General features: G+C 59.1%; 27 protein-coding genes and 6 pseudogenes. 17 read left to right on the top strand and 16 right to left on the bottom strand.

Annotated elements, in window-relative coordinates; all coding sequences use genetic code 11:
- Window positions 1-55: 55 nt before the first annotated feature.
- The gene (locus tag ACLGL5_RS01485) at window positions 56-244 is read right to left on the bottom strand and encodes a hypothetical protein (protein WP_020629213.1); all 189 of its coding nucleotides are present in this window, start codon (window positions 242-244) and stop codon (window positions 56-58) included.
- A gap of 252 nt (window positions 245-496) precedes the next feature.
- On the opposite strand from ACLGL5_RS01485, the gene ACLGL5_RS01480 reads away from it, so the two are divergent.
- A complete protein-coding gene (locus tag ACLGL5_RS01480; RefSeq protein WP_019863983.1) occupies window positions 497-877 on the top strand; it encodes a hypothetical protein in 381 nt (126 codons plus the stop codon).
- 111 nt (window positions 878-988) lie between these two features.
- Window positions 989-1,330, top strand: a complete 342-nt coding sequence (locus ACLGL5_RS01475) for a hypothetical protein (RefSeq protein ID WP_019863984.1) — start codon at window positions 989-991, stop codon at window positions 1,328-1,330.
- A gap of 288 nt (window positions 1,331-1,618) precedes the next feature.
- On the opposite strand, the gene ACLGL5_RS01470 is transcribed toward ACLGL5_RS01475, so the two are convergent.
- From ACLGL5_RS01470 to ACLGL5_RS01440, 7 genes are all read right to left on the bottom strand, one after another.
- On the bottom strand, window positions 1,619-2,179 hold the full coding sequence (locus tag ACLGL5_RS01470; RefSeq protein WP_494372662.1) for a DUF1365 domain-containing protein: 561 nt from the start codon (window positions 2,177-2,179) through the stop codon (window positions 1,619-1,621).
- Window positions 2,074-2,646 (bottom strand): deoxyribodipyrimidine photo-lyase, encoded by a 573-nt coding sequence (locus ACLGL5_RS01465; protein WP_027047919.1) that lies wholly within the window; start codon window positions 2,644-2,646, stop codon window positions 2,074-2,076. Before ACLGL5_RS01465 ends, ACLGL5_RS01470 begins: the two co-directional genes overlap by 106 nt.
- The gene (locus ACLGL5_RS01460) at window positions 2,643-2,939 is read right to left on the bottom strand and encodes a hypothetical protein (RefSeq protein WP_494372661.1); all 297 of its coding nucleotides are present in this window, start codon (window positions 2,937-2,939) and stop codon (window positions 2,643-2,645) included. The genes ACLGL5_RS01465 and ACLGL5_RS01460 overlap by 4 nt, the downstream gene beginning before the upstream one ends.
- Window positions 2,940-3,139: 200 nt before the next feature.
- Window positions 3,140-3,385, bottom strand: coding sequence for a hypothetical protein (locus ACLGL5_RS01455; protein WP_019863985.1), 246 nt, complete (start codon window positions 3,383-3,385; stop codon window positions 3,140-3,142).
- 125 nt (window positions 3,386-3,510) lie between these two features.
- A complete protein-coding gene (locus ACLGL5_RS01450; RefSeq protein ID WP_171880427.1) occupies window positions 3,511-3,747 on the bottom strand; it encodes a DUF6894 family protein in 237 nt (78 codons plus the stop codon).
- An 8-nt stretch (window positions 3,748-3,755) separates the two neighbouring features.
- Window positions 3,756-4,481, bottom strand: coding sequence for a Crp/Fnr family transcriptional regulator (locus tag ACLGL5_RS01445; protein WP_019863987.1), 726 nt, complete (start codon window positions 4,479-4,481; stop codon window positions 3,756-3,758).
- 473 nt (window positions 4,482-4,954) lie between these two features.
- Window positions 4,955-5,368: a hypothetical protein gene (locus tag ACLGL5_RS01440; RefSeq protein WP_019863988.1), complete on the bottom strand. Its 414-nt coding sequence runs from the start codon at window positions 5,366-5,368 to the stop codon at window positions 4,955-4,957.
- A 583-nt stretch (window positions 5,369-5,951) separates the two neighbouring features.
- On the opposite strand from ACLGL5_RS01440, the gene ACLGL5_RS01435 reads away from it, so the two are divergent.
- Window positions 5,952-6,182 (top strand): hypothetical protein, encoded by a 231-nt coding sequence (locus ACLGL5_RS01435; RefSeq protein ID WP_019863990.1) that lies wholly within the window; start codon window positions 5,952-5,954, stop codon window positions 6,180-6,182.
- Window positions 6,183-6,374: 192 nt separating this feature from the next.
- Here the strand turns inward: ACLGL5_RS01435 and ACLGL5_RS01430 are convergent.
- Window positions 6,375-6,452: pseudogene (locus ACLGL5_RS01430) on the bottom strand (DUF1236 domain-containing protein); the annotation flags it as partial.
- A gap of 210 nt (window positions 6,453-6,662) precedes the next feature.
- On the opposite strand from ACLGL5_RS01430, the pseudogene ACLGL5_RS01425 reads away from it, so the two are divergent.
- A pseudogene (locus tag ACLGL5_RS01425) lies at window positions 6,663-6,833 on the top strand (PQQ-dependent sugar dehydrogenase); the annotation flags it as partial.
- Window positions 6,834-7,108: 275 nt separating this feature from the next.
- On the opposite strand, the gene ACLGL5_RS01420 reads toward ACLGL5_RS01425, so the two are convergent.
- The gene (locus ACLGL5_RS01420) at window positions 7,109-7,375 is read right to left on the bottom strand and encodes a hypothetical protein (RefSeq protein WP_027047922.1); all 267 of its coding nucleotides are present in this window, start codon (window positions 7,373-7,375) and stop codon (window positions 7,109-7,111) included.
- A gap of 306 nt (window positions 7,376-7,681) precedes the next feature.
- Here ACLGL5_RS01420 and ACLGL5_RS01415 point away from each other — a divergent pair, with 306 nt between their 5' ends.
- The gene (locus tag ACLGL5_RS01415) at window positions 7,682-7,906 is read left to right on the top strand and encodes a hypothetical protein (protein ID WP_027047923.1); all 225 of its coding nucleotides are present in this window, start codon (window positions 7,682-7,684) and stop codon (window positions 7,904-7,906) included.
- Window positions 7,907-8,085: 179 nt separating this feature from the next.
- Here the strand turns inward: ACLGL5_RS01415 and ACLGL5_RS01410 are convergent, their stop codons facing one another.
- Complete coding sequence (locus tag ACLGL5_RS01410) at window positions 8,086-9,099, bottom strand: ATP-dependent DNA ligase (RefSeq protein WP_019863998.1); 1,014 nt, start codon at window positions 9,097-9,099, stop codon at window positions 8,086-8,088.
- Window positions 9,093-9,443 carry a GFA family protein gene (locus tag ACLGL5_RS01405; protein ID WP_236952510.1) on the bottom strand — a complete coding sequence of 117 codons (351 nt, stop codon included), beginning with the start codon at window positions 9,441-9,443 and terminating at the stop codon, window positions 9,093-9,095. The genes ACLGL5_RS01410 and ACLGL5_RS01405 overlap by 7 nt, the downstream gene beginning before the upstream one ends.
- A 257-nt stretch (window positions 9,444-9,700) precedes the next feature.
- Here ACLGL5_RS01405 and ACLGL5_RS01400 point away from each other — a divergent pair, with 257 nt between their 5' ends.
- Both ACLGL5_RS01400 and ACLGL5_RS01395 read left to right on the top strand, forming a co-directional pair.
- Entirely contained in the window at window positions 9,701-10,309 is a 609-nt protein-coding gene (locus ACLGL5_RS01400; RefSeq protein WP_027047924.1) for a cysteine hydrolase family protein, read from the top strand.
- 137 nt (window positions 10,310-10,446) lie between these two features.
- On the top strand, window positions 10,447-10,761 hold the full coding sequence (locus ACLGL5_RS01395; protein ID WP_080644031.1) for a plasmid stabilization protein: 315 nt from the start codon (window positions 10,447-10,449) through the stop codon (window positions 10,759-10,761).
- A gap of 253 nt (window positions 10,762-11,014) precedes the next feature.
- Here the strand turns inward: ACLGL5_RS01395 and ACLGL5_RS01390 are convergent, their stop codons facing one another.
- A complete protein-coding gene (locus ACLGL5_RS01390; protein ID WP_032921644.1) occupies window positions 11,015-11,416 on the bottom strand; it encodes a response regulator in 402 nt (133 codons plus the stop codon).
- An 849-nt stretch (window positions 11,417-12,265) separates the two neighbouring features.
- On the opposite strand from ACLGL5_RS01390, the gene ACLGL5_RS01385 reads away from it, so the two are divergent.
- From ACLGL5_RS01385 to ACLGL5_RS01375, 3 genes and pseudogenes are all read left to right on the top strand, one after another.
- Window positions 12,266-12,502, top strand: a complete 237-nt coding sequence (locus ACLGL5_RS01385; protein WP_019864003.1) for a hypothetical protein — start codon at window positions 12,266-12,268, stop codon at window positions 12,500-12,502.
- Window positions 12,503-12,638: 136 nt separating this feature from the next.
- Window positions 12,639-18,351: pseudogene (locus tag ACLGL5_RS01380) on the top strand (HAMP domain-containing protein).
- 5 nt (window positions 18,352-18,356) lie between these two features.
- Window positions 18,357-20,429 (top strand): response regulator, encoded by a 2,073-nt coding sequence (locus ACLGL5_RS01375; RefSeq protein ID WP_019864005.1) that lies wholly within the window; start codon window positions 18,357-18,359, stop codon window positions 20,427-20,429.
- 255 nt (window positions 20,430-20,684) lie between these two features.
- On the opposite strand, the gene ACLGL5_RS01370 is transcribed toward ACLGL5_RS01375, so the two are convergent.
- Together ACLGL5_RS01370 and ACLGL5_RS01365 are read right to left on the bottom strand one after the other, a co-directional pair.
- Window positions 20,685-20,948 (bottom strand): YMGG-like glycine zipper-containing protein, encoded by a 264-nt coding sequence (locus tag ACLGL5_RS01370; protein WP_027047926.1) that lies wholly within the window; start codon window positions 20,946-20,948, stop codon window positions 20,685-20,687.
- A gap of 738 nt (window positions 20,949-21,686) precedes the next feature.
- A pseudogene (locus ACLGL5_RS01365) lies at window positions 21,687-22,062 on the bottom strand (outer membrane lipoprotein carrier protein LolA).
- A gap of 22 nt (window positions 22,063-22,084) precedes the next feature.
- Between ACLGL5_RS01365 and ACLGL5_RS01360 the strand changes: the two are divergent.
- The 3 genes from ACLGL5_RS01360 to ACLGL5_RS01350 all read left to right on the top strand — a co-directional run bounded on the left by ACLGL5_RS01360 (window position 22,085) and on the right by ACLGL5_RS01350 (window position 23,789).
- On the top strand, window positions 22,085-22,345 hold the full coding sequence (locus ACLGL5_RS01360; protein ID WP_223217970.1) for a hypothetical protein: 261 nt from the start codon (window positions 22,085-22,087) through the stop codon (window positions 22,343-22,345).
- 90 nt (window positions 22,346-22,435) lie between these two features.
- Window positions 22,436-22,714: a hypothetical protein gene (locus tag ACLGL5_RS01355; protein ID WP_027047927.1), complete on the top strand. Its 279-nt coding sequence runs from the start codon at window positions 22,436-22,438 to the stop codon at window positions 22,712-22,714.
- An 859-nt stretch (window positions 22,715-23,573) separates the two neighbouring features.
- The gene (locus tag ACLGL5_RS01350) at window positions 23,574-23,789 is read left to right on the top strand and encodes a hypothetical protein (RefSeq protein ID WP_494372660.1); all 216 of its coding nucleotides are present in this window, start codon (window positions 23,574-23,576) and stop codon (window positions 23,787-23,789) included.
- Window positions 23,790-24,576: 787 nt separating this feature from the next.
- Here the strand turns inward: ACLGL5_RS01350 and ACLGL5_RS01345 are convergent.
- Window positions 24,577-24,757 (bottom strand): annotated as a pseudogene (locus ACLGL5_RS01345) (ribonuclease); the annotation flags it as partial.
- Window positions 24,758-24,817: 60 nt separating this feature from the next.
- Between ACLGL5_RS01345 and ACLGL5_RS01340 the strand changes: the two are divergent.
- From ACLGL5_RS01340 to ACLGL5_RS01325, 4 genes and pseudogenes are all read left to right on the top strand, one after another.
- Window positions 24,818-24,940, top strand: a pseudogene (locus tag ACLGL5_RS01340) (transposase); the annotation flags it as partial.
- A complete protein-coding gene (locus ACLGL5_RS01335) occupies window positions 24,924-25,217 on the top strand; it encodes a YhjD/YihY/BrkB family envelope integrity protein (RefSeq protein WP_019864008.1) in 294 nt (97 codons plus the stop codon). The pseudogene ACLGL5_RS01340 and the gene ACLGL5_RS01335, both read left to right, overlap by 17 nt.
- A 213-nt stretch (window positions 25,218-25,430) precedes the next feature.
- Complete coding sequence (locus ACLGL5_RS01330) at window positions 25,431-25,820, top strand: hypothetical protein (protein ID WP_019864010.1); 390 nt, start codon at window positions 25,431-25,433, stop codon at window positions 25,818-25,820.
- A 193-nt stretch (window positions 25,821-26,013) separates the two neighbouring features.
- Window positions 26,014-26,568, top strand: a complete 555-nt coding sequence (locus tag ACLGL5_RS01325; protein WP_147377504.1) for a hypothetical protein — start codon at window positions 26,014-26,016, stop codon at window positions 26,566-26,568.
- The last annotated feature ends 180 nt before the right edge of the window (window positions 26,569-26,748 follow it).

The following is a 26,748-nucleotide window of genomic DNA, read 5'->3' as shown; positions in this document are numbered from 1 at the left end:
TAGGGGTCCTGATCGGTGCAGATGTCATCGGGCAGTGCGACGCACCACCATTCGTCTATGACCGATGGCGCTGGCGCAACGTGATTGCCCATCCGTGATGCGCGCCGACCTTTTTGCTTTCTCTTTTGTGGATGTCGATCTGGTGGCGCATCGCGTCTGAAAGTGACAACGCCAAATCGAGGTCTTTCGGGTAGTCTGGCAGGATCCAGACGGCCGTCAGCTCTGTCGCGGTGATAGGGTTCATGACGCCTGTCTCCAGAACACCTCTTGACTTGACAGGAATATATTCCTTATTTTAACGGCGTCTAGGCTAGGAAAGGCTTATGGGAAAGCGCCGAGACGCGCCGGCCGACGAAGCTATGTCGGAATTGGAATTCGCGGCCCGAGCAGGCCATCACCGCAGCCGGTGGTGACACTGTGGTTGCCTTGCTTACGCCTCTGGCCAAGAATCCCGAACTTAAGCGGAAACTCGCTCTGTCACGCGCGGCGATCTCGAATGGCTTTTCTCGCGGCTGGCACAAGGGGTGCCCTGGATGGTGAACACCCCCATGACAATTTCCGGTTCGAGGTATGCAATCGAGAGAAGACCCATTTCGAAACCAAAACTCAATCGCTCGACGCCGTGGTGAGCCAAGCGGCATGGCACGCCGCCAGTCGGCCCCAGCCGGGCGTACTGCTGACCCAATACGACAGCTGCCATGCCATGGAGAAGACCACGTCCCCGCGCAAAGTAGAGGTTCCGCCGCAGACGATCATAGACGGGAACATTCATGCCGACTGGACGTGGCGTTCGGCGACCTTTGCAGTTGGCACACGCTGCGATCGTGCCGGAGGACCTTGTCACATCCCGGAGGGGAAGCCTGCAAGCTTGATCTAGCGGTATGGCAAAGAAGATTGGTGGAGCGGGCTGTTATGCACGAGTTGCGACGGGGCGGACCCGTGAGGTTGGAAATCCACAGACTACCAAGGAACTGAAAGGATTTCGGGAATGCACGACTTGATCGAATTCTTCCAGGCCAATGCGGCTCTGGTGATCGCCAACCCCATGGCCTTCCTGACTTTCGCTGTCCTTTTTGGAACCGGAGGGTTCACCGTCGGTCGCTATTTCCTAACCGAACGCATCGCCAATCTAGAAAGTCGAATTGCTCGGCGTGATGATGAAATCGCGGCACTGAAAACAGACAGTGCAAAGACGGCAGAGCCGTCAATGATCCCGATCATAGGCACGTCGGCGCTTGGTAAAAACGACGCAATCCCGATGTTGAGAAAATGGCCTGATCGGCGTCTGCCGGAAACCCCGTCGGCACCTCTAAGTCGAGGCCGTGGCTAACCACTCGTTACTTGGGTTATCTCATCTTTTGAATCCGCACAAAACCCATGGGGAAATTCTGCGCGAAATATCGGACAACGCGCGCTCTCCATCAGCGTATCGAGGTATCACCTTGTCGCCAAAGAGCACGACGCGTCACCAACCAACGCGTTCGGCGTGTCTCAGAGCCTTCTGGCTCAGGGCTGCCAAATCTGGCTGCTCCGGTGATCCGAAGGCTTTCCCTGGTGTTACCTGCGATGTGGCGTGGCGCTACGAAATGCAGACCACGGCCTGCGCCCTGGCCTCTTGTCAAATGGTATCAGGCTCGGCCTTTGCCCGTAACCGTCCATCCATGGCGACGTGGGTGATGGAGTGGTGGGGCGGGGCAGGGCGCTCCTGAAGCCGAATGCCCTTTGCCCAGAGCCGCAACGCCTTCCAATGGATGCCGGCGGTCACCTTGAGTGTCAGCAGAGGATAGGAGATGAATGCGCGCAGCAGACTGGCATCGCTCAGCGCCCGCCGCTTGCCCGAGAAGCTTGCGACCATCAGCGGCCCTTGGTCATCGCTGGCAGTGATGTGTATCGCGACGTTTTCGTCGGGGAGGCCGATGCGAAAGCGATAGTTCAATCCCATGGCCATGAAAGGCGAAACGTAGAAGCGCTTGTCGCAGTGTTGCCTGACAGTCTCGTCGTGCCGGTCGCCGACAGGGATCAGGTAGCTGTGGCGCTGCCCAAAGGTGGATCGCGACGAGGTCGCCCTGCCGGCTATGGCAGAAATAGATGCTGAGCGGATTGAAAGCGTCCAACCATCAATCGATCCGGGGGATCGATCGGATCGCGAACATGGACCTCCTCCGCCATCGCCTTCCAAAATGGCGTGTAGACTTTGTAAAAGCCGCCGGACCCAGTCTTGAGGTGCGAAGGTTCATGCAGGAGCGCGCCATCGAAGCTGAGCGCCGTGAGCCCCTTCTCGCGCAGGGCGGCTTTCATCCTGGCATCTACCCCCGCCTCCGAGGGGTCGTAACGCCTGTTCCAGAACACGCAATTCGCGCCGCTGGCGTCGATCGCCTTGGCGACGGCGTCTTCGGTGCGTCCATGCGCCAGAAATAGATTCGCTCCAGCCTTGCGAAGCAGATCGCCAAGAGCCGCGAGCGAGTGATGGAGCCACCAGCGGCTGGCCGCTCCCGTAGCCCTTAGACCTTTGGTTGTCTCGTCCAGGATATAGAGCGCCACGACGGGAGCGCCGCGATCGGCTGCCGCCGCGAGCGCGGCGTTGTCACCAATGCGCAGGTCGCGCCGGAACAGCACAATGGTGGGAGCTTGGGCTTGTCGGCTCATTCCGTCTCGCAGATCATTTTGCCGGCGTCCAGCGCACGTTCTTGCAAATCAAGCCTGCGCCTATGCAGCCTCGCGTTGTGAGCCCCCCCTTCTTCACCGTCAACGCCATTGAATAGGTACGGTTTCGCTTGGGGTCGTAAGCCTTTCCGGCCAGCGTGCCTTGTGACGCCGGTAATGATCAGCTTGTCGCCGGCCTGTTCACCCTTGCTGTTGTCGCCGATCCACAGATTGGTCGCGCACAATTGCTGTCCACAAGGCGCGATTGAGACCTTGGCGTTGCCGTCGTCTCGCATCCATATGCCGCGGCTGTCCGAGAATGCCCGAACGTCGCGTCGTCCTAATGCCGATCTGGCGCTGCGCCGCAGTCGGCATAAGGCGTCTCGGGTGCCGGTAGCGCAGCTTCGTCGTCGTCGCAATTTCCAAGGACAGTGCGAGTATGTCCACAAAGTGCCTGAGGCGTTGCAAAAGTCTCTGCAGGGGCGTGCGGAACGGCCTAAGAATGGAGGCGCATTTCTAACCCGCTGGCCGTTGCCGTGTCGAAAGCGACCGGCACACCGTGAGCAATGCATGCCTCTGCGAACAACTCCTCCAACATTTGGTCGGTGACGGTGCAAGCCGGCATGAGGGTTCTAATGGCACGGATCGCCATCGCCATCGATAGGAACCGCGCTTTGCGTCGCGAGAGCACGTAGGCTTCGGCAGCCCTTTCAACCGCCACTGTTTGAAAATCGTGGACCATCAACACTCCTCCCTGGAAGCACGTTAGGGCGGGCTCTCTTCGCACTTCAAGGCTTGGTATGAATCCGAACAGTTAGGTTGAGGACATATTGAGCGATCTTCCAGGGGAGCCAGGTCGATGCCACATCAGGTTTCTGAAACCACCTCGCCGAACGGCATCACCAGCACAGTTATGCCGCTCTCGTCGGTCACTTCGAAGCTGCAGTCGAACCAGCTGCGGAGCGAGTCCATGCGGGTGTGAAAGACGAGATCATAGGCGTTGGCAAGCGCATGGCCTTGCACGGCTTCCTCGTTCTCCAGCTCATCGCCGTCAGGGTCCGGTATGAGCCGGCCGCGATAGCGAACATTCATGAAGTAGCGCACGATCCACCTCATCTGTCTCGCTTGATCGGGAACTGAAATACGTTGGAATATTCCTTCTCTGCGAACCCGTAAGCTTGGCCGGCGATCTGCTCCAGCTTCTCGCGATCTCTCACCGTGACGTGGCCGCGCGTGGCCCGGATCACACCGGTCCCCTCCAGCATCTGCACCGCCAATGTCACACCCGGACGACGCGTGCCCAGCATGACGCTCAGAAACTCGTGGGTCACGGGCATATCGTCTTTTTCCAGACGATCGTGGGTCATCAACAGCCAGCGGGCCAGCCGGTCCTCGATGGAGTATCCGGCGTTGGCATAGGCCGTCTGGCTGACCTGCACGATGAAGGTGTGCACGAAGCGCAAAAGCAGCGCGCGCAGCGTGGCACTGTGGTCCATCGCTGCCTGGAGTTCATCGGCCCCGATGCGAAACGCTTCGCCCGCAGCCTGTACCATGCAGGTGTGAGGCGTGCGGTCCACGCCGAGCACAACGGCCGTGCCCACCAACCCCTCCGATCCCACCATGCCGACCTCGAAGCGACCTTCTTCCGTGTCGGCGACGATCGAGGCGATGCCGTATTCGGGGAAAGTGACATGCGTGATCTTCTGTTCCGCCCGGAACAGGTGTTCACGCACCCCAAGCGTGACGGCTTCGAGATGCGGCTGCACGAGCGCGAAGTCGTCGCACGACAATGATGCAAGCAGACGATTGCGGATGCTGGATTGCTGAAGCTGAGCCATGCTCTCGCCTCCCGTTTTGGGGCAAGAGCACACGCATCTCTCAGCCGCTTGCGCCCACACAAATCGGCAAGCGATCGCTCACCATCCTCTCAAGTCGCGCGGCCGGCAATTGCGAATGTCGCTTTTGGGCTTCGGAAATATCCTTGGGTACGATTTCGAACAGTGGGCGAAAGTGCGGGCGGCGTTCTCGAACCGGCACTGAATGGTTCTGCCGGAACAATTCCAAGCTGGCCGGGTTTGAGAACAAAGGTGGCTACAATGGAACGAGAGCATCCTCGCAACCTCGCCGAATTGCTGCGACGGCAATCTTCCAATGAAGTCTTGCGACGGCACCTGCGCAGTCTGCCAATCTTTCGTGTCGAAAAATGGCTTCCCGATCGACTAAGGTACCTGGCGGATCGCTTGTCGCGGAAGGCAGCAAAAAAGTAGGCGCGCCACGTTGGGCTTGGCCCTCAGGATGATGCGAACCTGTTTTATTCCACACGCTGGATACGGCCCTTGTTTAGGCAGAAGACGCCATGGTGACCGCCCTGTCTCTCAAAATCGGTTTGGAGTTCATCCCAGGTGCCCAGATACGCTCCACAATCATCGCAAAAAATCGGGGTGTCTGGGCGAGCGTCGGTGGGAATTCTCAGCCGTATGGTGAGGCAGTATGGGCACTCCAGCTTATGGTCGAGGAATTTTGGTGGCTTTGGTCTAGCATGTTCCGACTTGCACGCTATCCAATCCAGCAGGTCCGGATCCACGGTGTCAAAACCGGTGAATTCACGGATGATCTGCGCGGCGAAGTCGCGCCATTGGCTTTCCGGAATCTTCTTCTCGGAGATCGCGCGGCGAAAGGCACGCAGGATAGCGTTGTCGATTGACGCCCCTTTGGTATGTGACATTTTCATCCTCCGCATGCAAAGGCGGAAGCACGGCCAACTCCCAGGGCGCGCCCGCAATGCCACTGTTCGGTATGAGCGGTCCCGCCAAGTATACGCCGGTTCGGAACTCCGCCGAGTCCCGCCAGCGATGGGTACGAATCCGTACCAGCATTTCTTATTGAAAGGACGATACTTCGCCGCCCTACAAATTTGAAGATTGCCATGCAGGATAAGCGAGATAGCGCAAGATGGCGAACGGCCGTTGAAGTTATAAAAGCCGGTGAGGAATGGTTGGTCCGCTTGGTCGAGGACGACCAGGAACTAACCCCTCATTCGCGCTGCAATCTTTTGCCTTTGCGGAGGGCCAGCGGATACGGCTAGGCCCTCCCCGATTTCAAACGGAAGGCAGCCTTCAGATGCAAGGTCCGCAATTTAACGGCATAATTGAACCGTGACGGTCGCGTTGTTGAACGACCCTCAAACCCCGCCGGCAAACTGCAGCCGCCGCAGCGGCGAGCCAGGCTGGTAATTCGAGGCCGCCGGAACGCAATGTTCAACCAATGCGTTTCATGATCCAGCAAGGGGCACTTTTCGGAGGCTGAACATGAGCAGCTTCGAACTGATCGATCTGCTTTGCGTGGTCGAGGCCTGCCGGCACGATCGCGTGGTCGGAAATTTTGTCTCGATGGCTGAGGGCGTGGAAGAGTTGCGGGTGCTGACCGGCGATTTCGTGTCGTCGGACGAGGTGATGGCAAACGCCCTTTCCACGGTGGCGCTTGCGCGGGGCTGTTCAGTCTTGTTCGATGAACAGGCAGGGGCCGAGATCCAGCTTTGACGTCCTGACCGCCACACTGCTGGTATTGCCGCTTCCATGAAGGGAAGCCATCCTGCAGCTCGACCGCGGTTGAGTCATCGTCAGGTTTCATAGAACGCCCGCCACCTGGATGTGGCGGGCGTTTCAGATCGGGCGCCCAAGTCAGGTCAGGGTAAGGACGATCTTCAACGTATCCGGATCGACGATGACGATTTAGCCGTCGGCCAATATGAAATACTCTTAGCTTTCGTACGCTGGTACGATTTTGACGAGACGCGCGGGCAGACGATCTGAATTACCTTGTAGCCGCGGCCTCTCGGCCAAGCCATGAAGATGTGGCGCCTTGTGTCCAAAAGGTTCGCCTTCTGGTGACCTCCGCCAGATCGCTAGGAAGCGCTGACGCCGCTCCTAGGGGGCAAGTTCCGAACTCGACGGCTCAAATCGCAGACCATCCCAATCATCCATGCTGGTCACCGTCCGCGCACGGCAGCTGGGATCGTGGGCTACAAGGTCGCCTTCGTGCCGTTCAGCGCCGAACATCCAACGGAATGGGGCAGGACGTCTTCACCGGCCTCCTCAAAGGGCGAGGCGAGGGGAAGGCCGGTTGGTGTCAGGGCCGGCGCGCTTTTGATCGCCGACGATGTCGGCAATACGGTGTGGCGGGTGACCTGACAAGCGGTGCTCCGAAACCGGTGGACGCGATGTTCTCATTTCGCGGCCTGGACCAGCAGATGGGCGGATCTCGGCCCGACCTCGATCATCTCACTGCCCACCGCCCGTCGGTCTTGCTGCGAAGCTGGGAGTTGGGCGGCGCCAGCAGAAGCTGGCCTGCGAGAATGCGCCACAGGCTGCCCGGCATCGGCGGCAACTTCCTCGCGCAGACGGATTAGGGATCAAGACAGACGTCCCCGAAAACCTCGCACCTGGCAATCAGCCGCCTGCTCGGCTCATACTTCGTCGAAGCGGCTTCCTTCCTTCGAAGGATCGCGTGACAAAACTCGCTCCTCTTCGTCATCGGGCAACGCTTCGTCGCTGTTTTGGTAAGCGTTGTCGTCGTCTTCTTCAGGAAGCGTTCCGTCCCTCTCCGTCGCACCATCAGCCTCGCCCTCGGCCGCCACGATGCTGGCGCCTTCGACCGCATTCCAGTTCTGCTGCTCGCTAGCCGGCGCGCCGGTCCGATCTTGCTGAGCGGTTCGCTTATTGCGCGGTTCCATGGCGATCTCCACGATTTGATTGGGGCCTTTGCGTTAGAGAAAACCGCCGAGGCGACGGGAGGTTCCAGCGCGTCCGATGCCGCAGCAGTCGAATGGAACCAGCCAGGCTTGGACTGGCAACCTCAGAAGCGGTACGCCTGTCTGGTCTGCATACCGCCCGCCGTCCATTCCTGCGAGGCGGCTGACATTACACGTTAAGACCGATGTGGCATGGGCATCAGCGGTGCGATGATGGCCGAGGCGCTGACGCGAGATGGACTTTGCGTGGTCTGACGACCGGTGCGGACCGTTGAAGGATCGACGGCCGTGACGACCGCGCTGGTTCAGTTTGAAATCGATCGGCCGCTGACGGAACTGTCGCATATGATTGGTGCCGGGGCCGCCCAACAGGCATGGCCGCGCTCGCGCCTTGCCCTCTTGAACCTGCGGGAGGCATCCGGTCCGTATCTCTATGCTCGCCTACGGCGGATGGTCGTGATTGCGGCGGCGAGGACGAAGATTTCACCGACGAACAAAGACGAAATGCCCTGACATCGAAAAGGCAAAACGCTGGCGAGGAAGCTCGCACGGATTTTCCCGCACCTGGACGTCTTTTCGCAGATTGCTTCTAAGCTCGTCTCAAGCTCGATCGCCGGTGTGAAGGACACGTATATGGCCTTGCTCGCATTCAAGCCGTGAATGGTGCCTTGTTGAAGACTGGAAGCGGGGGGTTACGCGATCTGCTCGAAGGTGCATTGGCGCGGGGCTTTGTCCGGCCGCCAGCGCAAAAGTTTCGTTCCGTGCCGGAAGCGGTCGCCGGTGACGTGGTCGAAGCGAACCTCGACCACGAGTTCCGGTCTGACCGGTTCCCATTCGCCGCTACGCTCGGTGCTCCACCGGCTAGGGCCGCCCGGCGCCTTGCCGTTGAAGCCGGATCCGCCACGCAGCTGTTCCAGCCTTTCCGTCAGTGCCGCACGCTCGTCATTGGCGATGGTCGAAGTGAAGCCGACATGGTCGAGCAGACCATCGTCGTTGTAGAGACCGAGCAGCAGCGATCCAACCTGTCGTCTGCCGTTCAAATAGCGGAACCCTCCCACGACGCAGTCGGCCGTGCGTAGGCGCTTTACCTTCACCATGGCGCGTTCGCCCGGCCGGTAGGGGCCGTTGAGAAGCTTGGCCACGACACCGTCGGTGGACCCGCTACCAGCGCCCTTCAACCACTTGTCGGCTGTCGCCAGGCTGGTGGTGGCCCGCGAAAGCCGGAGAATCTTGGTCTTTGCCTTGGCCACCAAGTCTTCGGCCGCGGCACGCCGATCGTGCAATCGCAATTCGATCAGCGGCCGATCTCCCGGAGCCACAAGCATATCGAAGACGACCAGCTGCGCGGGAATTTCCCCACTGAGCTTGCGGATGCGGCTCTCTGCTGGATGAAGCCGCATCTGCAGGGCGTCGAAAGAAGCACGGCCATCGATCTCGACTATGATTTCGCCGTCGACGACGAAGTCCGTTGCCGCGAGCGTACTCAAGGCCCTTACGAGTTCGGGAAAATAGCGACCAAGCGGTTTACCGGATTTTGCCCTGAGGTCGACGGCCTTGCCGCCCTTGAAGGCGAGGCAGCGGAAGCCATCCCATTTCGGTTCGTACTGCCAGGGACCGTCTTCTCGCGGCAATGCCTCCGCCGCGCGCGCTTCCATTGGCTGCGTGCTCAAGGGCAAGGGAAACTCGACGCCAGATTCCGTTACCATCGCTCTTCCGTATTGCGATGAGGCAGGTCGAGGCCGCAGCTAACCCAGCTGAGCCGCTGCGCGGACCCGTGGTTGTATTGCGGCTCGAGTTCCGCCGGATTGTCGAAGGTTCCGACATGCAGCGCGATTTCGTCAATTGCGGCATCATAGGCCAGAGTAAGCGGCGTGCCGCATGCCCGGCAGAAGCCGCGTTGCGCAAGGGGTGATGACCGGCGGTAGGTAGGTTCCTCGCTTTGCCAGGAAACTCCGGCAGAACGCAGCCATGCGAGCACCGCAAAGGCGCTGCCGGTCGCACGCCGGCACATGTCGCAATGGCAGTAATGCACGCGCGGATCGCCAGTCACCCGATAACGGATTTTCCGCAGAGGCACCCGCCTGTACGTTCGATAGCGAAGGTTTGGACGGAATTCTGTGCTGTATCCATCCAATCTGAACGCGCGGCGCGGTAACTGGTTTCCGAGGGAACGCGTAGCCGGGGAGGGACGTTTGTCCGACATTGCGAGGATCAACCATTGAATCTTAAGAAGCGCCGCTGCTCGCCGAAACAAATGTTGTCCTGCTTGACGTTAGTACAGTCGAGCCAAGCGCGCTTGGGATTGTGATGTCAACTCCGGGCTTGAGCTACGGACCGCTTGGCGATCGCTGCGCGCATCTTTGCGTCGATATGCAAAAGCTGTTCGCCGAGCCGTCCGAATGGGCGACGCCCTGGATCACCCGGGTCCTTCCGAGAATTGTCCGCCTTGTCGAAAGGAAAGCCGAGCAAACGATCTTCACCCGCTTTATCCCGGCTGCAAAGGTAGGGCAGGGCGCCGGGACCTGGAAGCGCTACTACGAGCGCTGGGCATCGATGACGATAGAGGCCGTCGGTCCGGAGATGGTGGACTTGCTGCCGCCGCTGCCTGCATTCAGTCCGCCGGCGAAGATAATCGACAAGCATGTCTATTCGCCTTGGCCGGAGGGAAGGTTGCAGACCGAGCTCGCTGAGCGTCGGATTGATACGTTGGTGATCACGGGCGGCGAAACCGATGTCTGCGTCCTCACGACCGTTCTTGGCGCGATCGATATCGGCTATCGCGTCGTTCTGGTCACCGATGCGCTTTGCAGTTCGTCCGACGCCACCCATGACGCGCTGATGACCGTCTATCACCAGCGTTTTGCCCAACAGGTCGAGACCGTCGAGATGGAGACGGTTCTCTCGGCGTGGAATTGACGAGCCCCACCGCTACGCTTCGAGGACGATCAACGCAACGCCGAGTTCGGAACGCTTCCTGCGGCGAAGGTGGCCAGCAATAGTGCCGCTCGAAAGAAAGGTGTGTCACCGCCTTTCCGTCGTTTTTCGGGGCGATGATGCCACGCGGCGACAAATCAAAATACGCGGACAAGCAGGAACGTAAGGCTGATCATATCGCCGAAGGCTATGAGAAGCGCGGCGTTTCCGAGAAGGAGGCGGAGCGACGCGCCTGGGCCACCGTCAAAAAGGATGATGGCGGCGGCAAGAAAGAGGGAGGGTCGGGTCGAGGCAAACATACCGGCCATCCCGCCGCACACAAAGGCGGCGAAAAGGGTGGGGCCGCTTCCGCAGACCGACCCGCCGCCGCGCGTTCTGCCTCCGCAAGGAAGGCCGCGAAAACACGGGCGAGGGATGAACATTCTTCCCACTGACAATCCAGGCTTTCCGGCAGTGTTTCCCAGGAGCGTGCGCAATGGGTGGAGGGGCTAACTCCCGAGGGCATTCAAGCCAACTGTGCCCAAAAAATACTATGTCGGCAGACAGAGCCGTCGATGAGGTCCACGCGAAGAAGCGCGTCCACGGCTCGCCAGCCGAGCATGAACCAAAGAGGCGGGCAAGAGTCGAGGCGCTCTCGCAACGCTAAGGCCGTAACGCCTCAGGAGAATCCGCCGCATTTCCAAGCGCCTAGTTTTGGGACGGGGGCGGGGACGCAGGAACATGTTGATTTAGAAGGGTCGACAAAGCGGTGATGACCTGAACGACGGCGAATGGCTTGGCGATCATTACGCTTCCCGGCACGCCTTCCGCACCCCAATGAATGTCACTGTCGCCGCTAATATAAATTACGGGGAGGGCTGAATTGGCTTGACGCAAATGCCTTGCAACTTCCCATCCGGTTTTACCCGATCCCAGGCGAATGTCCGAGATGAGCGCCTTGAAAGATGTCGGATCGGCGTCGAAAGCTTCAATGGCTAGAGCCGCGCTGTTAGCAGCGACGACAAGAAACCCTGCCTCTTCAAGCGCCGACTGTATGTCGAGCAAAATCAGCGCCTCGTCCTCGACGACTAGAACCGAACTGCCGTTCATTATCATTCCCCTCTAGCGCGGCCGTAAACGGCTACCAGAGGTTTAAGTTCCGAACCAATGAATCACTTTAGCGCGAGCGCCGAGTCCTCGGTCACGGAAAGGGCTGTGCCCATAACATCACAAGAGCGACGCTCCTCATGATTTTGCTCATTTGTGATGTTGGAGCAGCCATATTGTACAGCGACCAAAATTACGATCAAAGCGAAGAACATACGCGTGGCGAGACTCCGACTTCGTTACAGTGGAATATTTGACAATCGGGAGTGCCGATTTGGAACATGGTAAGTCAAGTCCACGAACTCGGATTGGTGGTTGCATCTCTCACACTTCGTCGCCAAATAGCATCGCCTCCAGAACGTCCGTGCGAACCGCTCGCATCTGCTTGCGTAATTTCCAATTACCTTGAAAAGCCGCCGACCGCCCAACCTAGCGATATGGCTAAAACAAGCCCGAGAATGACAGCTGTAAATAACCACATATTATTGTTCCTTGCTCGGTATACGAGCATGAATGACTTTTTGCCTGAAAGGTTGCGCGCCAACTTGTTCGACTGCGCGTCTCATCTTTCCTGAGGTGACATCAAGCGGCCGCAGAAGCCATCAAAGGGAGCGACGATTGGGGCAAAGAACCTAGAGCAGTGGCCGCCGGAATCGGAAAGCCAGATCGGCCGATCCACATTTACTAACCTTTAGACGCGAGTTCTGGCACACGGTTGCTGGCAACGCATTGACTGCGGAGGAAGTGGGCGCGCCCGCAAAACTCGCTGAAATCGGGACTTGGCGGGTTCGGCACGAGCCTCGATACCTTAGAACGAGCGCGATGACCGAGCTTCCCGGCTGAGCCCGCTACATGTCGATCGCCGGCGAGGCGCGCCGTTGCGGCGCCCGAATCCAAAAGAGTTTGAAAAGTGGCGCCATTGATCGCATCAAGCCGAACGGCAGGAAATTGCTCACGAGCCTCGCGGCGCCGACGGATCCGCTGAACGGCGTTATGACAAGAACAGACGTCGTCGCTACTGATAACCAGGTCGCCCACCCGGCGACTGCGATGCGCTTCGCCATCAGGGGAACCCAAATGTTTGTGTAATTTTCGACTTGGGAAAGCTAAATGCCGCCCGGAACCAAATTGAAATCGCGGCGTTTGGGGACTTGCGGGGGAATGTATCGTTCGCACGCGAGGGGCATTTATCCGACATGGATCGACCGGGAGGGGCGCTGTGACTGTGCAGGCATCCAAGACGCAATTGGACCGTCGTAGCATACTGAATTCTCTAAAGGCCTTCCGGCGCGGTGACTTCTCAGTCCGCATCGACAACGTCTACGAAGGCCTCGATTCCGAGATCGCAGAAACCTTCAACGAGATCGTCGATCTGAACGACCAGGTGTCCCGAGAATTCGAGCGTCTGAGCAGGGTCGTCGGCAAGGATGGGCGGATAGGCGAGCGTGGCCGCGTCCGAAACGCTACAGGCAGCTGGGAATCCAGCGTACGGTCGGTCAACGATCTCATAGAAGACATGGTCCAACCGACGGCCGAGGTCGCGCGCGTCATCGGCGCCGTCGCCAAGGGTGATCTGTCGCAGACGATGATGGTCGAGATCGACGGTCGACCGCTGCGCGGCGAATTTCTGCGCATAGGCAAGATCGTCAACACCATGGTTGGTCAGCTTGCTTCCTTTGCCTCCGAGGTAACGCGCGTGGCGCGCGAAGTCGGCACCGAAGGCAAACTCGGCGGCCAGGCGCGCGTGAAAGGAGTCGCCGGGACGTGGAAAGATTTGACCGACAACGTCAATGCCATGGCAACCAACCTGACCGGCCAGGTGCGCAACATCGCGGAGGTGACGACGGCGGTTGCATCCGGGGACCTGTCGAAAAAGATCACCGTCGACGTGAAGGGCGAGATTCTGGAGCTGAAGAACACCATCAACACCATGGTCGACCAGCTCAATTCCTTCGCCTCGGAAGTGACACGCGTGGCGCGCGAGGTCGGCACCGAAGGCAAGCTGGGCGGCCAGGCGCGCGTGGAAGGGGTCGGCGGGACGTGGAAGGATCTGACCGACAATGTGAATTCCATGGCCGAAAATCTGACCGGCCAGGTGCGCAATATCGCCGAGGTGACGACGGCCGTCGCCTTGGGCGACCTTTCCAAGAAGATCACGGTCGATGTGAAAGGCGAAATTCTTGAGCTGAAATCGACCATCAATACCATGGTTGATCAGCTCAATTCCTTCGCCGGCGAGGTAACCCGCGTCGCGCGTGAGGTTGGCACCGAAGGCAAGCTCGGCGGCCAGGCGCAAGTGCGCGGCGTTGCCGGCACGTGGAAGGACCTCACTGACAACGTCAACTCGATGGCTGAAAACCTCACTGGACAGGTGCGCAACATCGCAGAGGTCACGACGGCGGTTGCCTCTGGAGACCTTTCAAAGAAGATCACCGTCGCGGTTCAAGGCGAAATTCTGGAATTGAAAGACACCATCAACACGATGGTCGATCAGCTGAACTCGTTTGCCTCGGAAGTGACGCGCGTGGCGCGCGAGGTCGGAACCGAAGGCAAGCTGGGCGGTCAGGCCGAGGTGAGGGGCGTCGGCGGCACATGGAAGGATCTGACCGACAACGTCAATCTGATGGCTGCCAATCTGACCGGACAGGTGCGCAACATCGCAGAGGTCACGACGGCGGTGGCTCGCGGCGACCTGTCGAAGAAGATCACCGTCGACGTCAAGGGCGAAATCCTGGAGCTCAAGGATACCGTCAACACGATGGTCGATCAGTTGAATTCCTTCGCCTCGGAGGTCACCCGTGTGGCGCGCGAAGTCGGTTCGGAAGGCAAGCTTGGTGGGCAGGCTCATGTCGAAGGCGTCGGCGGCACCTGGAAGGACTTGACCGACAACGTCAACGCAATGGCCGGCAATCTTACCGTGCAATTGCGCGATGTCTCCAAGGTGGCGACGGCGATCGCCACCGGAGACCTGACGCAGAAGATCACGGTTGATGCACTGGGCGAGATCTTGCAGATCAAGGACGTCATCAACACGATGGTGGATCAGCTCAATTCCTTCGCCTCGGAGGTGACGCGCGTGGCACGCGAAGTCGGCTCGGATGGCAAGCTGGGCGGTCAGGCGCAGGTGCGTGGTGTCGCCGGCACCTGGAAGGATTTGACCGACAACGTCAATGCCATGGCCGCCAATCTAACCGGCCAGGTACGCAACATCGCCGAAGTGACCACGGCCGTGGCGCTTGGGGATCTGTCAAAGAAGATCACTGTCGATGTGCGTGGGGAAATCCTGGAGCTCAAGGACACGATCAACACGATGGTCGACCAGCTCAATTCCTTCGCCTCGGAGGTGACGCGGGTAGCGCGCGAGGTCGGCACCGAAGGCAAGCTCGGCGGCCAGGCGCAGGTGCGCGGCGTGGCTGGAACTTGGAAAGACCTGACCGACAATGTGAACTCCATGGCCGAGAACCTGACTGGCCAGGTGCGCAATATCGCGGAAGTAACGACCGCTGTTGCGCGCGGTGACCTGTCGAAAAAAATCACGGTCGACGTGAAGGGTGAAATCCTTGAGCTCAAGTCGACCATCAACACCATGGTGGACCAGCTCAACTCCTTTGCCGGCGAAGTGACCCGCGTGGCGCGTGAGGTTGGCACCGAAGGCAAGCTTGGCGGACAGGCGCGTGTCGAAGGCGTGGCCGGTACCTGGAAGGACCTGACCGACAACGTCAACCTCATGGCGACGAACCTGACCAATCAGGTGCGTGGAATCGCCGACGTCGTGACAGCGGTCGCGCAGGGTAATCTCAAGCGCAAACTGACGGTCGATGCCAAGGGTGAGATCGCTTCGCTCGCTGACACCATCAACGGCATGATCGAGACGCTGGCTACCTTCGCCGACCAGGTGACCAATGTCGCGCGTGAAGTGGGCATCGAGGGCAAGCTTGGCGGTCAGGCGCGCGTGCCAGGTGCTGCCGGCCTGTGGCGCGACCTCACCGACAACGTCAATCAGCTCGCCGCCAACTTGACCACGCAGGTGCGCGCAATTGCCGAGGTTTCGACAGCGGTGACCAAGGGCGATCTGACCCGCTCGATCAGCGTCGAAGCCTCCGGCGAGGTCGCCGCGCTCAAGGACAACATCAACGAAATGATCCGCAATCTGAAGGATCAAACCCTTAAGAATGCGGAGCAGGATTGGTTGAAGACCAATCTCGCGCGATTTTCGCGCATGCTGCAGGGCGAACGCGATCTTGCCACCGTCTCGCGGCTTATCATGTCCGAGCTCGCTCCGCTGGTGAACGCGCAATACGGAGTCTTCTACGTCACCAACCGCGACGAAGAGGAATCCTATCTTGAGCTTGCGGCGTCCTATGGCGCCGAAAGCAGGGCCGCCATCAAACAGCGTCTGGATCTGCGTGAAGGTCTGGTCGGGCAAAGTGCTGCTGACAAGCGGGCCATCATGCTGAACAATGTGCCGCCGGAATTTCTTCGCGTCACGTCAGGTCTCGGCAGTGCCTCGCCAGCCAACGTCATCATTCTTCCCGCCTTGTTCGAGGATGAGGTCAAAGCCGTTATCGAACTCGCCTCGTTCGGCGAATTTCGCGACACGCACCAGTCCTTTCTCAACCAGCTGATGGAGTCCGTCGGCATCGTTCTCAACACCATTGCCGCAACGATGCGCACCGAGGGGCTGCTCAAGCAGTCCCAGCTGCTGACCTCGGAATTGCAGGCGCGTCAGACCGAACTGACCAAGAAGCAGGAAGAGCTGCATGCGACGAACGAAGAGCTGCAGGAAAAGGCGCAGCTTCTCGAGAACGAAAAGAAGCAGGTGGAAAACAAGAATCTCGAAATCGAGATGGCGCGGCGCGCTTTGGAGGAGAAAGCCGAACAACTGGCGCTTACGTCGAAGTACAAGTCCGAGTTCTTGGCCAACATGAGTCACGAGCTGCGCACACCGCTCAACTCACTGCTTATTCTTTCCAACCTTCTTGCGACCAACCAGCAGGGCAATCTCAATGAAAAACAGGTCGAATTCGCGCGGACCATTAACTCTGCCGGAACCGATCTTCTCAGCCTCATCAATGACATCCTCGATCTGTCGAAGATTGAGTTCTGGTACCGTCTCCATAGACATCAACGATATGCCGGTGACCCATCTGCGCCAGCATATGGAACGCACATTCCGGCAGTTGGCCGCCGACAAGGGCCTCGGTTTCACCATCAAGGTCGATCCCGCACTTCCCGAGACGGTCCGCACCGACGAGAAGCGCCTGCAGCAAATTGTCCTCAACCTTCTTTCGAATGCATTCAAGTTCACCTCGCAGGGCGAAGTCAGCCTGAATTTCCGGGTCGAGACGGCCGGCCGCCGCAATGGATCCGGGCAAGCGATGAAGGCCTTGGCGATCGCCGTGACCGACACCGGCATCGGCATTCCGGAAGACAAGCAGAAACTGATCTTTGAAGCCTTCCAGCAGGCCGACGGCACCACCAGCCGCAAATATGGCGGCACCGGGCTTGGCCTGTCGATCAGCCGGGAAATCGCACGCCTGCTTGGCGGTGAGCTACGCGTTGAAAGCACGCCGGGCAAGGGCTCGACCTTTACGCTGGTCATACCGTTCGACGGCCCCCATGCGGCGGCCGCTCAGTCGGCCTTGCCTGCGCCAACCGAGGCAGTTGCCGCGCCGGCATCGCTCGGCACCTCGCCTTCGGCGGAGCTGATCGACGATCGCGATTCCATCACGCCGACGGATCGGGTCGTATTAATCGTCGAAGACGACCCGACCTTTGGCGGGTTGCTGCTTGGTCTCGCGCGTTCGGCCGGCCTCAAAGGTGTCTTGTCGACCGCCGGTTCCGGCACACTGGCCCTGGCCCGCAAACTCGTTCCTGATGCGATTACGCTCGATCTCGGTCTTTCGGATATCGACGGCTGGGTGCTTTTCGATCTGCTACGTCACGATCAGAAGACCAGTCACATCCCAGTTCATGTCATTTCGGGTGCCGAGGATATCGACGCTCTCGCCCGCAAGGGGGCGTCCAGCATCGCAACCAAGCCTGTCTCTTCCGAGGAACTGATGAGGGTGTTTCAGGATATTCATTCCAAGAAGCTGCGCATTCAGAGGCGCGTTCTGGTCGCGGACCCCGACCCGGAGCGCCGGCTATCGCTGGTCGAAGCGATCCGCGACGGGGTGACCTCGGTCACTGCGATCGGCCGTTTTGCGGCAAATGCCGACGATATCGGCACGGCTTCGTACGATGCCGTCGTGCTTGGCTTCGGGCGCTCGGCTAGGGACAATGCACAGGTGCTCGACGAGCTCACCGGCCAGTTTGGCGAAGCGTTGCCTCAGCTGTTGTTCTTTGCCCCTCATCCCGATGCGCTTGAACAGGTGTTGGCCCTGAACCCGGCGCTTGCGAACGCGCCGCGGGCCGAGAATTTTGCCCAACTGGCGCTGCAAATCTCGGCGACCCTGCCCGGAGAAGGACGCGAAGAGGGCGATCCAGGAGCCGAGCAGGCCGGCAAGTCCGATCTTGCCGGAGCGAAAGTGCTTATCATCGACGACGATATCAGGAACATCTACTCGCTCACCAGCGTCCTTGAGACCTACGACATTCAGGTTCTGCATGCCGAGCGCGGCCGCGACGGCATCGCACTGCTGGAGCAGACGCCCGATGTCGACGCCGCTTTGATCGATATCATGATGCCGGAGATGGATGGCTACGAGACGATGCGGCGCATTCGCGGGATGCCGGCGATCGCTCACATCCCGCTTATTTCCGTCACTGCCAAAGCGATGAAGGGCGATCGGCAGAAGTGTTTGGACGCCGGTGCTTCCGATTATATCGCCAAGCCCGTCGATCTCGATCTCCTGCTGGCATTGCTTCGTGTCTGGATAGGCCGTTCCAGGGCACGCACGGACACTCCGGAACAGATGCTCGTGGCAGTGAACTGACGGCCATGCAAAAACCTCAGAGGAATAAGGTCAGAAAGCTTGAGGCCGGGCAATTGGCCGAGAGACCGGCAAGGGCGCGGATCCTTGCCGTTGATGACGATGAACGTAATCTTCTGGCGATCAGCGAAGTCCTTGCTTCGACGGGCGATGTCATCTGCGCGCAATCGGGCGAAGAGGCCTTGCGGTTTCTGCTGAAGGAGGACTTCGCCATCATCCTCCTGGATGTCCTCATGCCGGGAATAGACGGCTATGAGACGGCTGCGCTTATACGCCAGCGCGAGCAATCCAGGCGCACTCCCATCATCTTTCTTACAGCCATCAACAAGGAGCAGGCCCACATGCTGCGCGGCTATGATGTCGGCGCGGTCGACTATGTGTTCAAGCCGTTCGATCCGGTCATGCTGCGTTCGAAAGTCGCTGTATTCGTCGACCTCCACGAAAAGACGGCGGAAATCAAGCGAAAGGCAGCGACCGAGAAGAGACTGCTGGCACAGGCACTCCAGGCGCAGAAGGACAAGCTTGAGGCGGAGCAGACGCTGCGCAACGTAGAGGAACGGCAGGACGCCATTTTGAGTTCGCTGCCGGTTTGTTTCCATGCGAGGGCAGCCGAGCCGCCCTTTGCAGCGCGCTTTGTCACCGATGGAGTGGAACGTCTGACCGGTTTTTCGGCCAAGACATTGACCTCGGATCCGCCCTTTGGCCTCAGCAGGGTTCATCCGGACGATCTCGCCAGGCTGGAGCAAGCGCTGCTGGCGGCAAAGACGACCGGCTCCTACACCTGTGAATTCCGCTGGCTGTGCGCCAATGGCGAGTATCGGATCTTTCTCGACCAAGGTGTGATGTCTAGTGGCTCTGATGGCCGCGCACCGGAAATCTTGGGGACGCTGCTTGACGTCACCGAGCGGCGGGCTCTCGAGGACCAGCTGCTTCAGTCGCAGCGACTTGACGCCATCGGCAAACTGACCGGTGGTTTGGCTCATGATTTCAACAATCTGCTCGCCGCAATCTTGAGTGGGCTGGGACTGCTCGAACGCGGTGCAAGCTTGGATGACCAGTCCCGGCAGGTTCTCGAGCTGATGCGACGCTCGGCCAGACAAGGGGCCGATCTCGTCACTCGAATGCTCGCCTTTTCGCGACGCCAGACGCTGAAACCGCAAGCGGTGCGTCTTGCAGGGTTTGGCGACACCATGAACGGGTTGGTAGCGCCAGTTTTAGGGGGCTTGATTCGCTTCGATTGGCAGATCGACGACACGGTATGGCCGGTACATGTCGATGCCGGGCAGCTTGAACTTGCGCTGATGAACCTTGTTTTCAACGCACGCGATGCCATGCCATCTGGTGGAACGATCGTTGTGCATGCAAAAAATCGTGCCCTCAACGCGACGTCGCAAGATTTGGCGGCCGGCGAATATGTGGTCGTAACGGTCAAGGACACGGGTTCGGGAATCGCTCCCGACATTCTGGAGAAGGTCATAGAGCCATTCTTCACGACAAAGCCGGTTGGAAAGGGAACTGGGCTCGGGCTCAGCACGGTTTATGGCTTCATGAAGCAGTCCGGTGGTTCTCTTCGCATCGACAGCGCCCCTGGACGAGGAACGGCAATGGAACTGTGGCTGCCACGCTCTTTTGATAATTCCTTCAACGATAACGCGGCGAGCAACGAGGAACCCGTAACTTACAGCGGCAAAGAAACCCCGTCTGTCCTTCTGATTGACGACAGCAGCGTGTTGCGGCAACTGACTGCCGAGTCGCTTCGGCGGCGCGGTTTTCCGGTAACCTGCGCGTCCGGCGGCGCTGAGGCGCTGGCTGCCATTGAACGGGCACCGCATGATTTTGACGTAATCGTCACTGACTTTGCCATGCCGCTAATCACCGGGATCGACGTCATTCGATTTGCGCGTAACCTTCGCGGCGACTGGCCCGCCGTGATAGTGACGGGCTATGCCGAAGCGGATACGATTTCGGATCGCCCGTCGGACGTCCCATTGTTAAGCAAGCCGTTCCGAGAGAAGGATCTCATCGAGGGGATCTTTCGGGCAATCGCACAGGCGGCCACGAAAATAACAAAGGCAGGATAGGGCGAGCCACTTGACCGCAGCGAAGCGTCCAGGAAACCATTTCGCTGCGCGCCAAACGGGTCAAGGCTGCGACGCTGTGAATGTCGAATGCACTCCTACCAATCTCTCAGCAGGGGCCTAGCGCCTGACCTTGAATCAGCCAGGGCGTAAGCGCGAAGACTGCATTGCCATTGCGCCTCGGCCTATCTGATCGGCGAAAGAGCCGAACCGCGGCAGCCGCACGTCCCATCGCAGGGTCGCGCTGGCCCGGCGCCCTCAATACCCCTCGGGACACCGCGCAACATAGACGCGCCCCTGGCGATCCCTGTAGCGGCACTGGCCGGCCTCGCTGGCGTGCCCGATCACCGCTCCGGCGATGGCACCCGCAGCTCCGCCGACGACCGCGCCTTGGACTGGGTTGCCAGCCACGGCGGCGCCGATTGCCGCCCCACCCAATCCGCCCACGGCAGCACCCTGTTCCGTGCGGGAACATGCAACAAGCGCACTGAGAAGGCTTAATACGAGCATTGTCCTTTTCATGAGTCGTCCTCCAGCAGCCCGAAAGTGAGCCGGATGTTAAATGCGCGATTCCCGCTTTGGATCCACATCAGCCTAATTTAGATCTGGCTAAACGATGATTTTTGACGAGCCACATGAGTATCTCGGCGGATCCCCGGAGTGCGGGCCTCGAGCGCTGTGCCGCCGCCTTTCGGCACACTTCGGATCTAATCCAAGCCAAGCGGAACATCCAAAGCCTCGACGCATTGCATTAGCAAAGATGGAGCTCGTTCGGTTTTAGGGACCAGCATGCTCCTTCTTTCAAGGCGATCTGGCCAGGCTGGTTCCCGCGCCGTTGCCTGCAGAGACAGCGAATCCTTTCACAGCGAGCAAATGACTCTCGGCGATAAAAAGAGAGCATGTCAGGCGGGGTTTTGGCGTCGCCATGGCCTGTGTGAGTGCGACGATAACCGCTATCGTACCGGGTCCACGCCGCCCTTAGCATTTGTTGATGAAAATGCATGTGGACGAAGCCGGTGGGCACGCGCGTTGGGGCGCTATGAGCATGAACAATTCTATGCTCCGTGAAAGGCATCCTTGGCTCGGAGGGTTCCGCTTGCTCCGGAACGCGCCGGCCTCAGCCTTGCTGCCAGACTTGCCGACAGTCCGCCGTCATTTCGAAGTGGTGTTGAATTCACGGTTTGCTGCATAATCGATGGTGAAAATGCCCGGAGGAGCGCGAACGCCCTCCTTCACATTGGAGATAGTGACCGTCGTGCTTTACCCTCTTTCGTCGGTTAGGCTCCATCTGCGCAAATCGAGCGATTTCCTGTCGAAGACCATCGTGATGTTCGAGTTTCCAAAGACCGACTTGTCGGCCAGCTTTATGGTAACAACCTGGGCGCCATCGTCTTTGACACTTTTCAGGCGACTGCCAGAGAATTCGACCTTGTCGTCCAGCAGGAGCTTGAGCGGCGTCTTCGAGAGAGAATCGAGGTGCGACGTCTTGAGCCTTTCGTTGTAGATTTCCATCTGCAATCAAGCTGATCCCGGATTTGCCTGCATAGTCGAACCGAAGCTTGCCCGGGCATTGGAGAAAAAATCTACCTCCGCTCTTTTCCTCCCTTGGGCCGGACTGAACGAAGTCCCCGGACATGGACTTTATCGCCGAGAAATGATTGGCAATCGTCGCTGCATCTGAGATGCGCGTCCGAAAAGGCAGGCGCAAGGTCAAGATTGATGGCGGTAGCGCTGACAACTACAAACCCGGAAGCCAGCAGTCTTTTGATCTTTTCCGCATTCCAGGTTCGAGCGACTACATGATTTCATTAACGGGCAATCCATCGCCTAAATTTTCTCTCGCCGATTGCGATAATGCCCCTCTCGTGCTCGATGACGGCGACGAAGCTTTTGGCCGATGTCCTACCGTTACGTTGTAATACATTTGTGCCCGGCTCTCGAATTGAGAGGCGGGCATAGGGCTGCCGTCAGTATCCTCCATTCTCGTCCTGCTGGATAACAACGTGGCGATGCCGATGGTGCGATCGATCCATCGGGCTTCGGATTACGACCGTGTCGGAGCGATGGTGCCGGCGACCGTGATCGAAGAAAGCGATATCGCCATGTCGGCGGTGATGGAGGCGATGTCCTTCGCGATAGATGACCACACGATCATTGTTCCAGTGAGTGTCGGTGATGTCGATGGTCTGAACTACGATCGCGTCGGCCGAGGCCACGGATGGTACGAGCAGGCACAGTGCCGAAGCACTAAGAATGGCGGTTTTAAGTTAAGATCCTCAACGATTTAAGATGGCCCTTCGCCTGCTTAACATCGTGTGATCGCTTTGGTTCCGGGCGATTTGAGGAAGGCTGGCGGGTGGTGATCTATGAGCAGGAGCATCCAGGACTCGTCCCGATCAAGAGGTGGACTTCGATCGCGGCAGCAATTGCCGCTAATAAGGTCGCCGGCCACTGAACGGTTGCGGCGTTTGGAAGAAGGGGACTAACGTTACCGAAGGACCCGCCGGGGCATCGAGGGGACTACGGGTCGGGCGATGGCGAAGGGCGTATCGTCGAGATCCATTGGTAGACGCAATTTCGGAGGTAAACGGATGTCCTGTTGCCATCAAAAAGATCTCGGTCGTTTATCGGACCGTTTCCAAGGCGCGCACCAACGCAAGGACCAAAGCAGCAAAACCCGCTAAAGCCGCCCAAGGACGACGTCGTAAAAATACGGCCTCCTATGGAACATTAGGCAGTCGGAAATGTTGATTTCGACGCAATGACCAGATCGGCAGGCAAACAGCGTGGACTGCCTATTATTTTGGAGGCCGACATATGCACAGCATTATCTACATCGTAGGGCTAGTCGTCGTTGTTCTTGCGGTGCTGAGCTTTTTTGGCCTGAGGAGATAGGCCGGCAATATCGTTGGTGCCGCTACTGATCGCGGAATGGGATTGCCTGGTAGCCGACCGAGCTGAGGGAGACCAGGTAGGCTCCTAAGGCCGCGGCCAATGCTGAAAAACGTCAATGCACTACCGCTTATGCGCCGGCAATCCTCGCAGTTCGGTTCGGCAGCTTCGCTGGGGCCAACGACCTACCTTAGGAATGTTCCATCTGGAACTAGCACTGGCGTGGGCGGGTTATCTTTGATCAGGAGTGTCAACATGCGTGACAACAAGAGCCATCGCGAAACCGGGGCGACAAAATATCCGGCAAAGACCGGCGCGGACCCTTCGGATGCGTTCTCTCAGGACGCGGCGGGAAACGAGAAGTCCAAGCATGGCGGTGGGCTGACGCGCCCCGTGAATGAGGTGGAAGACAAGACTCATCAATCAAACGGGCAGCAACCATCCGACCAAGTACCCAATTCAAGGTCATAACCCTCGCCATCTGGCGTGGCTGTCGCGCCGATCACTAATATCGCCCTGGGGAATTTCCCTGGCCAAAGTCACTGGCCTGGATAGGCTCCACGCAGATTGCGACGCCATCTGCTTCCCCGATCCGGAAGTTGAAGACACGCTCCTGCGGCCAAAGCGTCGCGCAGGCATGGAGGCTTCGCTGTTCAAAACCTTTCAACGACCGTCGAAAATCGTCCTCACCTTCTCCGCGAGATCTTCGTTCCAGAATCGAGAATACCGTCGTGAACGATAGCGTTGCGCGTGTAGCCCGTGGTGTAGAGAACCTTGAGTTCTGGATTGTCCGTGCGCAGGATATCAACCATTGCCGCCCCGACTTTCCGGCATGAAGGCATCGTTGTAGAGCCAGAAACATAGGTTGTGCAGAGCCTAGAATGAGATCGACGAGTGTCTTCAGCTCTGTGGGGCCATGAAGAGACCGGCCCGATAGATGTAGCGCCCCAACCAAACGAACCGATACGCTCAGCCATGTCTCCGGCGCTGCGAAACGCGGTGCTCGCCCTGTCCTTGCTGGATGGTCCCAAGATATCCCCCGAAATATCGAACCGGACAAAACGGCGGTTTTGGTTGCACGGCAAGGGGTAGGGCAGCGTGCGCCGCATGAAAGCAGACGCGGTATCGACATCGCTGTTCAACTTTTTCCTTGAACGCACGTTGTGTCCTGAGGCGGTGGCAACTCAGAAAAGTGGCCGTATCTAGCTTCGCGCGCTGGTAGGATCCACGACGCACGGCTGCTCTGTGCGCTTGCCAATCAGTCTGCGGTTTTGCCCAACGTATCCGCTACAACTGCACCACGCTTGCCCATGGGCAGGGGCGGGCCTGTCGTGGAGTCTAGGGCTGTCTGATGCTCCATCTCGGCATTGATCGCGGCACCGACGGATGATGACGGAAATCCACGTCCACATCATCAAACCGACTACGGCGCCGAGGGATCTATTGCGGTATGGCCTTCTGCCGGTTTCGTGGACACCGAGATAAGGTGTTTAACGGAACTGGAGAGTTGGAATCGAAGGAAATTCAGCCGCGAGTTAAAGCTTGAGGCTGTTAGATTGATCAAGGATCGGGGCGTTACGGTGGCCCAGGCTGCCCGCGACCTCGATGTCCACGATCGCCTATGAGGAACGCGAAAAACGCAGCCTCATCACGCTCAACCTGATGTCGATCCTATTCACCGTCGGAGCGTTGCTGATCGGCATCGTGCTGTTGCTCACGGTGGGCGTCGTTCCCGCATTCTTGCGCTATTTCTATCTCGATGCGTGGACGGAGACGCTAGTCGCAGCGGCCCGGTGGCCGGTCCTGGTCTGCGCGATGCTGACCGGAATTTCTCTGCTTTATCGCTTCGGCCCAAGCCGCGAACGCGCCAAATGGCGTTGGCTGAGTTGGGCTCTTTGATTGCGACCGTGGCGTGGATCGCGGCGTCGTGGTTGTTTTCATCCTATTTGCAGAATTCGCCAACTACAATGCCACCTACAACCGACGCAGTCCCCTGATTGCGTATGATCAAAAGGCAACGCATTTTTCCGCTACGGCACCCGGAGAGATTGTCCCTTTCTAGCGCCACAGAGTGAGCACCAGTGATCACCTTCACGCAGCTGGAGTTATCCTATGACTTCAACGCTTGAGCTCCAGGTTAGCGCCAAAAAGTTCACCGACCAGGTGCTCCAGACGCTGCTCGCGATACCGCGCCCGCTACCGGACCCCTACCTTGGCATGCAGCTACAGCGGGTGCGCTACCGCGGCGCGAGCCTCCGCCGCGACGTGATGGCGTCCTACCAACTATTGCATGTCAACGCCGGCCACGACCAAGGTCCCGGCTACAACGCAATCACCGCGCGACAGACGCAGCTGGCTGTCGACGTTACTGTCGATATAACGGCCGAAGCCAACATCGCAGCAAACCCGAACCGCGTCGCTACTCCGGATGTGACCATCGACGGCACGCTCATCTTCGACCTCGAGGTAAAGCAATCTTCGATTGGCGTGCTGGCGCTTTAGACGAGATTCCGCGACCTCCTGGTCGGCATCACGTTCCCGTCGATCGCGGGCGTCGTCGACCCAAAGCAATGTGCGATGGACAAGCTGAAAGCGCTTCTCAACCTGAAGCCTCTCAAGTTGGATCTCTCGGACACGCTCGCCAAGGGCCTGCAATTCTGGAACCAGGGGATCGCCCTCGACGCGACCGGGCCGAGTGGCCGACGACGGCAACGCCTATCGCTGGACCGACTTCTATAACGGCGTGATGACGGTGAGGCTCGGCGGCGCCGACTGGGCCGTTGTCGCACTTCCAAAGGACCTGAGCCTCACGATCCAGACGCAGATCTGGGGGCGGCTCACGCAGGCGCTCGGCCAGTATCGGGTGCGCACCGTCGATGTGCAGTATTCTGGCCACGGCGATCGCGCCTCCTTCACGATCAGGCCCTATCTTAATGTGCGGGAGGACGGCGTCGAGGTGCTTGGCAACGTCGTCTCGGCCTCGTTCGGTATCTCGGTGGGATACGAGGCCGGCGAGGTAATAGTCGAAATCGACGCCTCCGCGGCCGACGACCTTGCCGACGGGATTCGGGCCGTGATCGCCGGCCTCGTCGCAGCGTTCGTCCCGCTCGTCGGTTTGGCTGGCGGCGATAGTGCTCAACGAGCTGCTCGGCGTGCTGCTCGACGAGGTGTCCCACACCATCGCCGAGATCGCCTCCGGGATCGACGGTCTCCCGGAGGGTACGACGGTGGAGGAAATCGAACGCTTTAAGTACCGCGCCCGCATTCCGTTCACAGCACCGAGAGCCCTTCCTGGCGCGATCACGACGTTCTCAGCCGATGCCGAAGCGGTGACCGTCGGCGGCACATGGAGCGTTACGAACCTAAGCCCCGGCGAGTTGAGGGTGACAGCGTCGCGGTTTGCACAAAACGCTCCGTTCGTGTCGTGTGG

The sequence above is a fragment of the Mesorhizobium sp. U510 genome (genome assembly GCF_059180695.1).
Note: the sequence above shows the minus strand (reverse complement) of the source record. Positions and strands in the feature narration are given on the sequence as shown.